Source organism: Paenibacillus sp. FSL R10-2778 (assembly GCF_038593035.1).
In the GTDB taxonomy this organism is placed as follows: domain Bacteria; phylum Bacillota; class Bacilli; order Paenibacillales; family Paenibacillaceae; genus Paenibacillus_AQ; species Paenibacillus_AQ odorifer.
This window is the reverse complement of the sequence record NZ_CP151956.1, coordinates 4,151,422-4,166,558: the sequence shown is the minus strand read 5'-3', so window position 1 is coordinate 4,166,558 and position 15,137 is coordinate 4,151,422. Positions and strand designations below refer to the sequence as shown.

Below are 15,137 nucleotides of genomic sequence, written 5' to 3'. Positions count from 1 at the left end.
AACAAAAAAAGGGAGGAAATAAAAGAATATGAGGCATACATCCAAGAAATGGTTGGAAATTGCTGCGATAGCCCTATCGGCTTCACTTGTCATGAGTGGTTGCGGCGGGAATGCGGCGAATAATAGCACTAACGAAGCGAAGGCGACGAATCAAGGTCAAGGGGGGGCATCAGCAGCTGAAGCTCCGATTGAAATTATTTGGGCGAACAACTTTAATACGCCAGAAGAAGACGGTAACTATGTGCAAACCGAGCTCGAGAAGAAATTTAATGTAAAAATCAAAAATATTAAATTGGAACGTGGAACTTGGAAAGAACAATTTTCGGTGCTTCTAGCTTCTGGAGATATTCCTGATATCTTCCCGGTCGATGCAAACGAAACGGATATGGTGCAATGGGCAGATCAAGGGATTATTGCGACGATTGATAAGGCTGAAATTGAATCCCTGATGCCGAAATATGCAGCAGCATTGGATTCGGTTGATTCCGGGGCATGGGGCGTAGGCTTATACAACGAAAAAAACTGGGGGATCCCGAAAATTTGGCCAGGTGGTCTTGATGGATTTATTCCGGGCTATAATGAAGCCTGGCTGAAAAATATTGGCTACTCAGAACCTCCAAAGACCCTGGAAGAGCTTGAGGATGTACTCACCAAATTTGTTAATGAAGATCCGGACAAAAATGGGAAGAAGGATACTTACGGCTTAATCGGCCGCGGCAAGCTTCCAGAGCAATTGTTCACAAGTGTATTCTCAGCATTTGCTGTTTCCCCTTATCAGTTCAAGAAGGATGCTTCCGGGAACGTAGTTTATGGAGGCATTACAGAAGAGACGCGATCAGCATTGGCGTTATTGAGCAAATGGTACAAAGCAGGTCTGATTGATCCTGAATTCATAACTAGTGATAATAACGAAATCAATATTAAATTTGCTGATCAAAAAGTGGGTATGGTTGATAACGGGAAGTGGGGAAATTTTTATAAAGAATCTGGGTTTGTCGCAAAACCTGGTCTAGAGAAAGGTCAAATATTCGTGCCTGGCAAGCCGTTTACAGCCCCAGATGGCGTTGCTTATTCTTTCGCGTATGGTGCAAGACAAGCACCGGTATTGTTCGGTGTTCAACTCGAAAAGGATGAGAAGAAACGTCATAAGATTATGGAAATTCTCGAATATGTGTCTACGGATTCCGAAGGTTTTCTGCTGACAGGTTTCGGTCAATTGGGTGTGAGCTATGATATGGAAGGGGACCTTGCCATTCCAAAAGCGGATGAAGAGGTTAGTGCTCCGAAGATGGGAGCAGGTAATTTCTATAATCCACTTAGCTCCACAGACACTTCAATGGAAAAACATACGGTAAAACAAGAATTGCTAGATTTGAGAGACAAGATCACTCCAGGTGTTACACCATTGCTAGATGTACTGGGACCAGCGGTATTAACAAGCAAACCCAAGTATTGGGGCAATCTGAAGACGTTGCAAGATACGTTTGTTATCAAAGCAGTTACAGGAGAAGCGAACACGGGTAAAGATTTTGATAATTTCAAGGATAGCTGGCTAAAGGCCGGAGGTCAGGAAGTAACGGATGAGGTAAATAAAGTGCTGGCAGATCGTAAATAGCAGGGTTCGCTGATTAGTACTGGATGATAGGCTGGAGCAAAAGCTTGCTCCAGCCTATTTATTAAACCCTTAAGTGAGTTGATTCTAAGATAACGGAGGTAAAAATGAGCGAATTAATTATTTATGAGCAGCCGAATGAAGCCCTGGGGAAAGACGATTTTACAGTGAGTGTACGAGAGCCTGGTGGGGTTTGGCAAGCACTGTTTGTTTTTGAAGCAAAGGTGGATATGCATCAGGTTCGATCGACATCGATGGTTTATTTTGATATGGAGGGCACGGTGGAGGTCTCTGTTCATTGTAATAACCGGCAGATTGAACAAGCGGTTATTCGCCCTTTGGCAACCCATATTCCCTTTCAAATCGAAGAGAATACCCTTTTGTTCACATTGGAGCACCCGTGTAAGCTTTCCATTGAAATCAATGGAGAACGTTTTAGTAACTTGCATCTTTTTGCAAACCCCTTGGAGACAGCCCCACCTATACTTGACGATGATAATGTAGTGCTTGTCCAACCAGGAATACATCAATTTGCGGCTATCGCAGAACAAGTTCAGCATTTGTCAGAAAGGGCTAATGGGGAGCGTCAGACGATATATTTTATGCCCGGGCTTCATCAATTCGAGAATCCAATGCTGCATATCCCTTCTGGGACCACAGTTTATATTGCCGGAGGCGCGCTCCTTTGCGGATCCATAATGATTGACCATGCTGAGAATGTTGTTGTTCGCGGCAGAGGTGTTCTGTATTTAGCGGATATGGAGAAAACCACTTATTTAAGAGGCGTTCAAATCCAGCATTCTGAACAGATTGAGATCGAAGGGATCATCACGCTTGATCCTCCGCATTACAGTATATATATCGGAGCGTCTAAACATATCCGCATTCATAACTTCAAAGCTTTCAGTACACGCGGCTGGTGTGATGGAATTGATATGATGGCTAGCTCAAATGTGGATATTAAAGATGTGTTCTTGAGAACTTCTGATGATTGCATTGCCATTTACGGCAGCCGTGGAGAGTATTATGGAGACTCACGCCATATCACAGTTAAAGATTCCATACTCTGGGCGGACGTTGCTCATGCCATGCATGTCGGTATTCATGGTGATCACCAACATAATGGCGATTTTATAGAAAATATTTGGTTTGAAAATATCGATGTGCTTGAGCATCACGAGCCGCAGGAAAATTATTGGGGGGTTATGGCAATCTGTGCAGGGGATAACAATACCGTTCGTAAGGTTACTTTCAAAAATATCCGGGTGGAGGATTTTGAACTGGGGCAGTTGTTTGATGTCCGCGTGGTGTGGAATAAAACCTATAATCCGGTGGCAGGACGATGTATCGAAAATATAGAGTTTAGCGATATCACCTACAATGGGAAGAATATCAATCCTTCCCGTATATTCGGCTATGACGAGGAAAGAGGTGTGAAGGATATTTATTTTTATAATCTTCAGATTAATGGGGAGGTTATTGTCGACCTGAATAACAAACATTTTGTAGTGAATGAATTTGCCAGCGGTATTTATTTGCATTAAATCAGAGGATGTAAATGAATGGAGGAGAACAATGAATTCATTTAAAGAGCTACTCTTTGGAAAATCGCTTAAACGTATTGTTAGGATCACAGTTTCCTTAAGTTTGTTGATAACGCTAGTGCCTTTATCGGCAGAAGGAGCCGCAGTAGAATCGACAGAGCTGTCGATAATTACGGATTACCAACCTACCATTAATGAGGTTATAGATGAAAGCGGATTCAAACATCCGGGTGTTGGCCTGACCAAGGATATTCTTGAGAATATTAGGACACAGGTACGGGCGCAAAAAGAACCCTGGATCACTTATTATAATCAGATGCTTCTCTCTCCGGCAGCTTCAAGGACGGTCACTTCCAACAATCAAAGTGGTGCGGATCCGTTGAAACCAGCGAGCGATGCTTTTAATAGCCAGGGCTTTAATTCAAGATTTATAGCGGATGGTTTGAAGGCTTATACACAAGCTCTATTGTATGTAATATCGGGTGATGAGGTTTACAGAGCCAATGCCATGCATATTATCCGGATTTGGTCACAGATGGACCCTGAGAAATACGTGTATTTTAATGATGCACATATTCATACAGGAATTCCACTTAATCGAATGGTTACTGCGGCGGAAATCTTAAGGTACACAAGTGCTCAAACTGAAGAGCTGAAATGGACGGAAAAAGATGTCGCTGATTTTACGAATAATCTTATTAATCCGGTTATTGAAACGTTCCAACACACAAATGATCGTTTTATGAACCAGCATCTTTATCCGCTGCTTGGAGCTATGTCAGGTTATATTTTTACAGGAAATACAGAGAGGTACAATGAGGGAGTTGAATGGTTTACCGTCAATAAAACCGCTGTCGATCAAGGGCAAAATGGCGCGATAAAAGCTTTATTCAGATGGGTTGATACAAATATTGTAACAGGGGAAAAAGTTAATCCACCCGTAGTTCAGCATGTTGAAATGGGCAGAGATCAGGCGCATGGCGCTGGGGATATAACGAATGTAGAGATTTTATCACGTTTATTATTGGCTCAGGAAACAAAGGTAGATCCGGTAGAGGGGACTGTTTCTAGTGCGCCAAATGCGGTGGGTCCGTATGAATTTCTAGATCAACGGATTTTAAAAGCTGCCGACTACTTTGCTCAGTATATGATTGGCCATGATACACCATGGATTCCAGTGGCGGCACATACAGATGTAAATGGAAATCCAACGATTATCTATAAACACTTGGCTGGCGGTTACAGGGGGAGAATTGGGGGTAATGTCTATGATCTTTATTATTATTATAAATATACAGCTGGAATAAATATGGAGGTTGAAGCTCCTTATTTTAGCGAGATGTTTGCTAAGCGATTGCCTTTCTATTGGGAGTCTCCGGATGGAGGCGGGGATTATTGGCTGTACATTCCTAAAGAAGCAGAGGACGAGGGTACGCTCAATTTGCCGAAGGTGATAACGAATCCAGATTTGAGAGAACTAGAAGACCGGTACACGAAGCTTGATGGTCACTCCACCACAAAACAAGAAGGAGACACTACTTACGTTGAAATTACCGCAACAGATGAGGGCAGTAAAATTGCTTTTGTGGGTGCAAGCAGTGGCGAAGGAATCATTGCTTTTAAGATTCGGACTAATGGCATAGCAACCATGGAGGTGTTTGGCGATACCGTTACGCTGCCTGATACAAAGGGGCAATGGAGGTATATTCAGTATGAGTTCAATGAGTTCCAAGGCTTCAGCGATCTTGTCTATTTTAATGTAAAAGGAAATGGAACAACAGTCGATATTGACCATATTAATTTAAAAGCTGGGGCACAGCTTACCCCTCCAGTATTTACAACAGGAAAGGCACCAGTATCTTTATTTACCTATGAGGGATCTACAGCTGCAATTCAATTTGATTTCTCTGCGACAGACGCAGGTGCAACGGATGTTGTTACCTATCAAGCGGATCAGTTACCTGAGGGTGCAGTGTTCAATGAGACTTCAGGTGTCTTCTCTTGGTCTGGAGCACATGCGGGAACCTACTCCTTTGTAGTGAGTGCCGCAGATGGAACTTCGGTTACAGCCAAGGATGTTAGTGTTGTAGTAGCGAATGATCGGCAATCTGCCGTCAACGCCGTCATTTCTCCTTATCATGTTGATGTGCCTTACACTTCGGCAACGTTAGCTTACTATAAGCAAGTGCACGCTGAGGTAATGGATGTAATTACTACTGCCACTGACGAGGTCTTCTATCAGAAGTTATTTGACCTGAATCTCGCAGTGCAAAGTCTTAAAGAATTGACGCCATTAATGAAAGATGGAAGTGTTAATTTTACGAATATGTTTGTTAGCTCAACCTTTGGTAACGCTGTCCCGAATCTGCTGGACAACACAAATGATAGTTTTGTGGGGTATTATACAGCGCAGGATCGGGCGCATTACATGGATTTAGGACCGGATTTTCAAATATCAGCAGAAAGCTTTGAGCTTCAGGTAAGAGCTAGTTTTCCGGAGAGAATTGGCGGCGTTGCAATGTTCGGATCGAATGACAAAGAAAATTGGACCCGCTTAACCCCCGGCTTGACAACAGTTACTGAAGAGATGCAGAGACTTGAGGTTCAAGCAGACCTGGAGCATGAAAAATTCCGATTTTTGAAAATGGAAATGATAAAGCCTTCGAGTACTATGCTGGAAATTGCTGAATTTAGAATCTTTGGCCAGCGGTATGAGACAGTAAATCAATTAGAGTCCGTGTCCATTCACTCGGATCAAAGCTTAAGAAATCGAATTATACCAGGGGATACGATTCAATTATCCTTTAAGTCTACAGAAATGATCCATAATGCCACGGCCCATATACAGGGTCAACCTGTTGCAGTCAGTTCTGTGGACAATATCAACTGGACAGCTAAGCTTGTGGTGAATGAAAATGTTCCATCAGGTACTGTGAAATTTAAGATCAATTATAAAACGGCAGCTGGAGCGGATGCAGTAGAGACTATTTTTACAACAGATGGTTCTACTTTATTCATTGCAGATCAGACGGGACTTGTCGCTAATGTGCTTGAGATAGCAAACCTAATCGATTCCAGTGGGAGAAATCCGGCTGATCTTTTGGCAACAGCAAAAGTTTTATTTGATAATCATTTAGGTTCTATCACTGATTTTCGTTTAAATGGCAGTGGTTATGGTGCATATCTAACCTTTGACTTTAAAGAAGGCGGCCAGGCATTGCTGTCTAGGGTAGAAGTAATCGGAAGGCAAGATAATTATGCGGGCAGAATTAATGGAACAGTGGTGCAAGGCTCCAACGACAATGTGACGTGGATCACGATCTCTAATGTAGCAGGAAATACGCCGGAATGGCAGACGTTGACGATTAACAGCACAGAACCCTATCGTTATATCCGCATCACCAATGGAAACAACTGGTATGGAAACATGGCTGAACTACGTTTGTATGGTGATGTTACAATCAATTCAAAGCTTGATGCGGTGTCCATTAGCTCCGACCAAAGTATCCAGAAACGAATTGTGCCTGGGGACACGGTGAAATTGTCTTTTAAAGCAAGCGATGCAATTAACCAAGTGAATGTCAATATTCAGGATCAAGTTGCAACCGTTGCTACTGTCGATAAGATCAATTGGACGGCTGAAGCGGTCATGGGCAATAACGCACAACCTGGACCTGTGAACTTTAGTATTAAATACAAGTCAAAGGAGGGAATCGAGGGGCCGGAAAAAACATCAACTACAGATGGTTCCTCTCTGTACATTCCCGATGAGACCGAGTTGATTAGTAATGTGCTTGCGATTACTAATTTAAGTGATTCCAGTGGGAGAACACCAACCGACCTCAGGAATGTTGCGGGATCATTATTCGATGGAAATGCAGGCACAATTACGGATTTTCGGGTAAATGGTAGTGGATATGGAGGATTTATAACGTTTGATTTTAAAGAAGGGAATAGGGTCCAGCTGTCCAAGGCAGAGGTGCTTTCCAGGCAAGATAATTATTTTACACGAATCAATGGGACTGTGGTTCAGGGTTCGAATGATCATACAAGCTGGACGACAATCTCCTCTCCTGCAGGAAAAACGATGGATTGGCAGACCTTAAGTATTAGTAACGCAGAAGCCTATCGTTATATCCGGATCTATAATAGTAGTAATTGGTTTGGAAACATGGCGGAATTACGCTTTTATGGCGTAGTGAAAGGGGCGGACCCAACAGCTCCGGTGACAACGGATGATGCGCCACAAGGTTGGACCAACAAGGATACGTTGGTAACCTTCACAGCTACAGATGCAGGCTCTGGTGTTGCGGCAACCTATTTCACAGTAAACGATGGCGAGCAGCAAACCGGGAATTCAGTTATTTTGTCCAATGAAGGAACACATAAGTTAGTTTATTGGAGCGTTGATAGAGAGGGTAATGTGGAACAGCCGCAGAAGCCTGCTGTGGTGAAGATTGATCGGACCGCACCACAGGTGGTAATTAAAGGAGAGAGTTCCTATACCATAGAGCAGACATTAAACATCACCTGTAGTGCAGCTGATACTGTATCAGGCATCACTTATTCGCAATGTGATTCAACGCTCGCAGATGTTAAAGCATATACGCTGGAAGCGGGAACTCATAGTGTAACTGCGAAAGCCGAGGATGCGGCGGGCAATGTCGGGCTGGCAGAGCATTCGTATAGTGTATATGCGACATTTGACAGCATGTCGGCATTAACCAAAAATTTTGCAGCTGAGACGGGTGCTCCAGATTTAGAAAACGTAACCAATTCACTTAAGCAGCAGCTGGCTAACGCCAAAGAAAAAGCTCAGCAGCATGCTGGCGCAGAAGTTCATAGCTTGCTGGAAGCTTTTAATAGTGAAGTGAATCTCCAGAGCAATCAGGTGTTCACTTCTGAGCAGGCAGAGGTTCTAGTCCGTTGGTCACAATGGCTCCAGAGTACAACTCCGCTTGCTGGTGGAGCCCCTGGAAAGCCAGTGTTATCTGACAATAATGGGCACGACACCGGGCTTCGAGATGGCAGCTATGCCGTCACGATGAATCTTTGGTGGGGGAACAACGGTACCGAGTTTAAGCTCTATGAAAACGATGTACTGATCAGTACCCAGATGCTGACGGACAGCTCACCGAATGCACAAGCCATGAGTACGGATATTGTGGGCAAATCAAATGGAACCTACACGTACACGTGCGAGCTAGTCAACAGCTTCGGTTCGACTACCTGCGATCCGCTAATCCTTACTGTTACAGATGCAGCGCCGGGCAAGCCTATAGTATCCCACGACAACTGGAGTGGGGATGGAACTTACGACGTTGTGATGAATATGTGGTGGGGAACCAATGGTACTGAGTACCGTTTGTATGAGAATGGAGAAGTAATCGACACACAGACACTAAGCACGGCTACCCCTGCGGCTCAGATGACAGTTACGAAACTTAAAGATAAGACACCGGGTATATATGAATACTACGCGGTATTAGTCAATGCATCAGGCGAGACATCTAGCGAGAAAATCACAGTAACTGTCAAGCCAAGAAACTGACCATAGAGCTGATGTAATAGGAAGGCCCTTTCTTCGGGATGACCGAGGGATGGGCTTTTTTATAGCAGTTAAAGGATATTATTGAAGGATTGAGACGTTGAATAACGAACGGAGAATTAGGGAAATCTGTAAATTGACATAACACCTAAAGGTGTTATAATGAAAAGTGAACCCAAAAGGTGTTATATTAAATGAATGCTGGAGGCTATTTATTATGCAAACTCAAGAACCCTTACAAGAAATTCGTCAAACGATTTTACTAAATGCGCCAATAGAAAAGGTTTGGAAAGCTGTTGCCACGGCAGAAGGAATGGCAGCCTGGTGGATGCCTAGTACATTTGAGCCTGTTGTTGGGCATGAATTCATCCTGCATGCTGGACAATTCGGAGATTCTCCTTGTAAAGTAACCGAAGTTGATCCTCCGAATCGTGTTGGTTTTAATTGGGGGAAGGATTGGCATCTTGCTTTTGAACTGAAAGAAATCGAAGGGAAAACTGAATTTACCTTGATTCATTCTGGATGGGACCCTGAAAAAGTTACTGAATTTGGCCAACCACATCCAATCGTACGCGGCTTTATGAACAGCGGCTGGGAAAAAATCGTCCAAGAAAAACTTCCTGCTTATATCGAGGCTTAATATGCCGGTTGCTGAAGCAGGACATGATGTATTTCAAGCGATAGCAGATCCTACCCGCCGCAGTCTGCTCAAGCTGCTCGCTAATAAGGAAATGTCTATTGCATCTATTACGGATTGCTACCCGATCAGCCGAACCGCTGTTAATAAGCATTTACAGGTATTGTCCGATGCGCAGCTTGTTAGCAGTCAGAAAGTCGGACGGGAGACCCGGTATAAGCTTCAGCCAGAACCTTTGCTGGAGCTGCAAGATTGGCTTGCCTTTTTTGAAGGTTACTGGGCTAATAAATTGTTTGCGCTTAAAGAATATGTTGAGTCTGACTCAGACGAGAAGTGATAAACCGGGTGGCGTGAGATCGCGCTCCCCGGTTTTTTGTGTTGTTTAAATTCAGTTTATAAAAGGGAGTTACCATCACAATACAAACTAAAACGTTGGAGGAATTGTAATGGTAAATGAACGCAAAAAAATAATTGAGCCCAACCCTGGAGATTGGGCCGTCGAAGCGCGTGGGCTCGTCAAAACGTTTGGTGACAATCGCGCAGTTGATGGAGTAAATCTGAACGTTAAGGCAGGCACGATTTACGGCGTTCTGGGTCCCAATGGGGCAGGAAAGACGACGGTAATTCGGATGCTGGCTACGTTACTTCGTCCGGATGCGGGGTCGGCGCGAATCTTCGGGCATGATGTGGTAAAGGAGTCGCAGATTGTCCGGCAATTGATAGGGGTTACGGGACAATATGCTTCTGTGGATGAGTCACTTAGTGCTACAGAGAATCTGATTATCTTTTCACGTCTTTTAGGGTTAGGGCGGGCAGAGGCGCGGCAAAAGGCAGCGGAGTTGTTAGAAGAGTTTGGTCTGACGGAGGCAGCGAAACGGCCGCTTCGAAATTTCTCTGGCGGTATGCGCCGACGTCTGGATCTTGCAGCGAGTCTGATTGCCCAGCCCCCGCTTATCTTTTTGGATGAACCAACAACAGGTCTGGACCCACGGACACGTTCGCAAATGTGGGATACCATTCGTCGGTTGGTGAACACAGGATCAACAGTGCTGTTAACTACACAGTATCTTGAGGAAGCCGATCAGCTGGCAGACCGCATTGCAGTTATTGATCATGGCCATGTCGTTGCAGAAGGCACCGTGGATGAGCTAAAAGCTTCAGTGGGCACCACCTCGCTGCACTTAAAAGTCCAAAATCTTAAAGATATCGCTCAAGCGCGCCGGATTGTGGAACATGTGCTGCATATCCAGTCTATTGTGCCGAATGAGGCTGGAAAAATTACTGCACCGATGGCGAACGCTGATTTAGTCACTGATTTGCTTATTGCACTCCGCGAAGCGGGGATTCCACTCGCGGAGATGAGTGTGCAGAAACCGACGCTTGATGAAGTGTTTTTGACGATCACTGGCCATGGAGTTACAGATGAGGCATCCCAAGCATCACAAGAATCAATGAATAAGGAGGCAGCAAGAGCATGAGTATGAGAACTTCTACTATTAGTCCAGGTGCGACCCGACAATTGAAAAACCATACGAGCTTCAAACAATCTGTTCGTAACTCGTTAACGATGGCTTATCGCGGGATATTGAAAATACGTCGCACACCCGAGCAATTGTTCGACGTAACGCTGCAGCCAATTATTTTCACACTAATGTTTACTTATATTTTTGGTGGAGCCATATCAGGAGATGTAGTGAGCTATTTGCCCGTTATTATTCCTGGTATTCTAGTGCAGACTGTAATCACGACCTCCATCGTCACTGGTGTCCAACTGCGGGAAGACATGGATAAAGGGGTGTTTGACCGCTTTAAGTCATTGCCGATTGCCCGTATAGCCCCATTAGCCGGAGCTTTGTTGGCAGATACGATTCGATATACGATCGCTACTGTGCTTACTTTTGTCATGGGCTATATTATGGGTTACCGACCTGATGGCGGTCTGGAGCATGTCGCAATTGCTGCGCTTTTGGTTATTGTCTGCTCCTGGTCGATTAGCTGGATTTTCGCTTTCTTTGGTGTGATTGCCCGAACCGCTTCCAGCGTACAAGGGATATCAATGATTGTGTTGTTCCCACTCACGTTTCTATCCAACGCCTTCGTGCCTGTAGATACGATGCCTAACTGGCTGCAATGGTTTGTCAAAGTCAATCCAATCTCGCATCTTGTGTCAGCTGTCCGTGAGCTTGCTAACTCTGGAACCGTAGGCTGGGATTTCGCTATCTCACTTATCGGAGCCGCTGTGATTGTTGCAATTTTTGCACCTATTACTGTGCGTGCATATATGCGCCGGACATAATTAGAGAGAAGAAGAAAAGCGGCAGAAATGCCGTTTTTTTTGTGTTTTTTTAGCATGTTAAAAAAGCCGTGATCTAAGGATATCCCAAGATTACGGCTTGAATTTATTGAGTAGGGACTTGCAAAGAGGCCTTTTAGAATTAATTATCTTTTTTAAAGAAGGTATGAATTAAATTGGAGACCGATCTATCATACAATATTTTAGCCGTTTCCTCATTTTGAATATGTCCCCCTAAATGCAGATGAATGACGCCATGCAATGACGCCCACACCAGGTTCACAACAAGCAGAGGGTCTTTTTCGTTAATAAATCCTTGTTCGATGGCTGCTGTAATAAGGGCTATCACTTGTTGTAGTGCCGTAAAGATAGCATGTAAGCTTTCCTCCTCCGGTTTGAATTCGCTAAAGGCTCCTCCGAACATAACCATATAATAGCTAGTATGATTCCGTGAGAAATCCCAATAAGCTTGTCCAAGCTCGCGAAGATATAAATTTAGATTGTCTTGTTTTGGAACCGCTTGAAAGGCAGCAGCCAACAATTTACACCCTTGCAGAAAAAGCTCCTTCGCTAAACCTTCCTTGTTTCCAAACAAGTTATAAATGATTTTTGTGGGACATTCCATTTTTTCAGCAACCTTACGGATGGTTACACCTTCGGGTCCAGATTCATGCATAATGGCCGCAGCGGCTTCGATAATGTTCAGTCTTAATATTTCCGCATGCCGTTGCTTTGCTTTTGGGTAGGTTGTAACGGATTCAGCATCTATAGAAGATATTTTGGACGATTTTTGCATGTAGTTTCACTTCCTTAGAACTTTACTTTAGCTTTTTTTAGATAGCCGTTATTTCTAACCCTTATTTTACTGATGTAGAAGAGAAATAGCCAATAATTAAATGTGTAGAACTTTATTTGACAACACAACCTCACTTGGATACAATGATTCTTATTGAAACACTGTTTCTAAATGGTCGTTAAAGGGAGAGAGGATAGCAATGATTACAATTCAAAATAAATGGACGTTGATTACCGGAGCTTCTTCGGGGATAGGTGAAGCGTTTGCTCGAGAGCTTGCAGCCAAAGGAAGTCACTTAATTTTAGTCGCCCGTTCTGAAGATAAACTGATTGCTTTAGCGGAAAAATTAAAACGAGAATTTCAAATTCAAGCGGAGGTTCTAGTTGCTGATTTATCTCAAGAAGGTTCCCCTGACAGGCTCTATCAACAATGTGTAGAACGTGGCTTGAACGTTGATATTCTTATTAATAATGCAGGTTTTGCTACGCATGGGCTTTTTGAACAACTATCTGGTTCGAGACAACATGAAGAAGTGATGCTAAATGTTTTGGCGGTTGTAGATCTGACCCATTTGTTTTTGCCAGAGATGTTAAATAGAAAAAGTGGAGTGATTTTAAACGTTGCATCAACAGCTGCATTTCAACCTCTCCCTAATATGGCTGTATATGGAGCGACAAAAGCTTTTGTATTATCATTTACTCAAGCGCTATGGGAGGAAAATCGGAAACGGGGCGTACAATTTCTTGCGTTATGTCCGGGGGCTACGGAAACAGAATTTTTTAATGTCGTGGGAGCCGATGAGGCTTCGGTAGGCAAACGAGACACTCCAGAAAATGTCGTTCAAGTGGCTCTTCGGTCACTTCAGGCTAAAAAAGTATTTGCTGTCCCAGGATTTACAAACTATATTTCTGCTCAAATGTCACGTTTTTTCACACGAAAACAAATGCTTTATTTTGTTGGACGCATGCTCCGTACACGACATTAATAGGTCAACGTATTCAAGTTGGTGTATTCGTTAGCAATGATCAAGTATTTTAATTATAAAAAAACAACAAAACAGCGGTTCTCCCCAATATGGGAGAACCGCTGTTTTGTGTTTTGACTTGCTGACTTTGACTCAGTTTCGCTTGGATTTACATCAACAAAATCAACATCATCTAACAACATCAAACTACATCAACATCACCATCAACAATCGACATCTAAATCTCAATCACACCGCCGACTCATAATCATCCACTGTGGTACGGACCCAGATGACGTCATTAGTATGTTTTTCGCAGTTCTAGCGTAGTTTCGGACTCCAGTGCAGCTATTCCCTAGAAGTGGGCTCGAATATGGTGATTTGTGCGCCAATAGGTGCATTAGGGTCCGATAGGATCAGAAAAGTGGGGAATTTCTGCGAATAAGGTCAACTGAGTCCGATAGTACCTCGTTCAGGGTAATTAACTAACTAATGTATTAAGGTTCAATAAAAAGGAAAACAAACCAGCGTTGGTTTGTTGCTTCAATAGATAATGGGGCAAGCAAGGCTAACGGACCCCAATGACACTATTAGTATGTTTTTCGCAGTTCTAGCGTAGTTTCGGACTCCAGTGCAGCTATTCCCTAGAAAGGGCCCTAAATATGATGTTTTGTGCGCCAATAGGTGCATTGGGGTCCGATAGGATCAGCAAAATGGGGGATTTCTGCGAATAAGGTCAACTGAGTCCGATAGTAGCTCGTCCGGCAAAGTAAGGGGAAGTAAACACCTATGTTCTTGCAGTCAGCCTTATTGTATTAAGGTTCAATAAAAAGGAAAACAAACCAGCGTTGGTTTGTTGCTTCAATAGATAATGGGGCAAGGAAGGCTAACGGACCCCAATGGCGTTATTAGTATGTTTTTCGCAGTTCCAGCGCAGTTTCGGACTCCAGTGCAGCTATTCCCTAGAAAGGGCCCTAAATATGATGTTTTGTGCGCCAATAGGTGCATTGGGGTCCGATAGAACCTGAAAAGTAGTAAAATGCCTCGAATAACGCCAACTGAGTCCGATAGTACCTCATCCGCCAAACTAAGAGTAGGTAAACGTCACCGTCTATGCACACAGCCTACTAGTAAATCGTCCTGCAAACAACCAATTGGTAAACACCCCGCCCTCGCAAACAGCCTACTAGTAAACACCATCGTCCCCGCAAACACTACTGGCCTGCACCTTCGTATACCTAACCTCATATTGGAAGCTACGTCATGCGCAGACAGCAATTGTGATTTAATCAAGGAAGGTTCGGTCCTCAAATTATGTTGGCCTATTTTTCCATTAACTACTTCATCTGTCGTAGTAATTATGTTATACTGCAACTACTACGACAGATGAAGTAATCATGGGGGGATATTTTTGATCAGCAGTGATGTTATACGCGGCTACAATGATACGATGATCCTCTACATGCTGCTGGACGGGGAATCTTACGGGTACGAGATTTCCAAAAATATCAGGCAGTTAACACAGGAGAAATATGTTATGAAAGAGACAACATTATATTCTGCCTTCACCCGACTGGAGAAAAACGGGTACATAGAATCCTTTTATCTGGATGAGAGTCTTGGCAAGCGGCGTACGTATTACCGGATTACCCCTTTGGGTCTCGCCTATTACCGAGAAAAATGTGAGGAATGGAAGGTTACACAGCAAGTTGTAAACCAATTTATCAAGGAGTGGTGATAGAG

Annotated in this window: 10 protein-coding genes; 9 read left to right on the top strand and 1 reads right to left on the bottom strand. The window is 43.6% G+C overall.

Features of this window, described 5'->3' with window-relative positions; genetic code table 11:
- Window positions 1-28 precede the first annotated feature (28 nt).
- From NST40_RS18765 to NST40_RS18735, 7 genes are all read left to right on the top strand, one after another.
- Window positions 29-1,615 carry an extracellular solute-binding protein gene (locus NST40_RS18765; protein ID WP_076277781.1) on the top strand — a complete coding sequence of 529 codons (1,587 nt, stop codon included), beginning with the start codon at window positions 29-31 and terminating at the stop codon, window positions 1,613-1,615.
- Window positions 1,616-1,719: 104 nt separating this feature from the next.
- Entirely contained in the window at window positions 1,720-3,156 is a 1,437-nt protein-coding gene (locus NST40_RS18760) for a glycosyl hydrolase family 28 protein (RefSeq protein ID WP_342409885.1), read from the top strand.
- Between the two features lie 31 nt (window positions 3,157-3,187).
- Window positions 3,188-8,707, top strand: a complete 5,520-nt coding sequence (locus tag NST40_RS18755; protein ID WP_342409884.1) for a discoidin domain-containing protein — start codon at window positions 3,188-3,190, stop codon at window positions 8,705-8,707.
- A gap of 214 nt (window positions 8,708-8,921) precedes the next feature.
- The gene (locus tag NST40_RS18750; protein ID WP_076129854.1) at window positions 8,922-9,344 is read left to right on the top strand and encodes an SRPBCC domain-containing protein; all 423 of its coding nucleotides are present in this window, start codon (window positions 8,922-8,924) and stop codon (window positions 9,342-9,344) included.
- 1 nt (window position 9,345) lies between these two features.
- Window positions 9,346-9,678 carry a metalloregulator ArsR/SmtB family transcription factor gene (locus NST40_RS18745; RefSeq protein WP_076182444.1) on the top strand — a complete coding sequence of 111 codons (333 nt, stop codon included), beginning with the start codon at window positions 9,346-9,348 and terminating at the stop codon, window positions 9,676-9,678.
- A 109-nt stretch (window positions 9,679-9,787) separates the two neighbouring features.
- Window positions 9,788-10,819: an ATP-binding cassette domain-containing protein gene (locus NST40_RS18740; RefSeq protein WP_076129855.1), complete on the top strand. Its 1,032-nt coding sequence runs from the start codon at window positions 9,788-9,790 to the stop codon at window positions 10,817-10,819.
- Between the two features lie 2 nt (window positions 10,820-10,821).
- Window positions 10,822-11,637, top strand: coding sequence for an ABC transporter permease (locus NST40_RS18735; RefSeq protein ID WP_038574573.1), 816 nt, complete (start codon window positions 10,822-10,824; stop codon window positions 11,635-11,637).
- Window positions 11,638-11,776: 139 nt separating this feature from the next.
- Here NST40_RS18735 and NST40_RS18730 read toward each other — a convergent pair whose 3' ends face one another.
- Window positions 11,777-12,430, bottom strand: coding sequence for a TetR/AcrR family transcriptional regulator (locus NST40_RS18730; protein ID WP_076277777.1), 654 nt, complete (start codon window positions 12,428-12,430; stop codon window positions 11,777-11,779).
- 199 nt (window positions 12,431-12,629) lie between these two features.
- On the opposite strand from NST40_RS18730, the gene NST40_RS18725 reads away from it, so the two are divergent.
- Together NST40_RS18725 and NST40_RS18720 are read left to right on the top strand one after the other, a co-directional pair.
- On the top strand, window positions 12,630-13,415 hold the full coding sequence (locus NST40_RS18725; protein ID WP_076277776.1) for an SDR family oxidoreductase: 786 nt from the start codon (window positions 12,630-12,632) through the stop codon (window positions 13,413-13,415).
- 1,390 nt (window positions 13,416-14,805) lie between these two features.
- A complete protein-coding gene (locus NST40_RS18720; protein WP_076129753.1) occupies window positions 14,806-15,132 on the top strand; it encodes a PadR family transcriptional regulator in 327 nt (108 codons plus the stop codon).
- Window positions 15,133-15,137 lie beyond the last annotated feature (5 nt).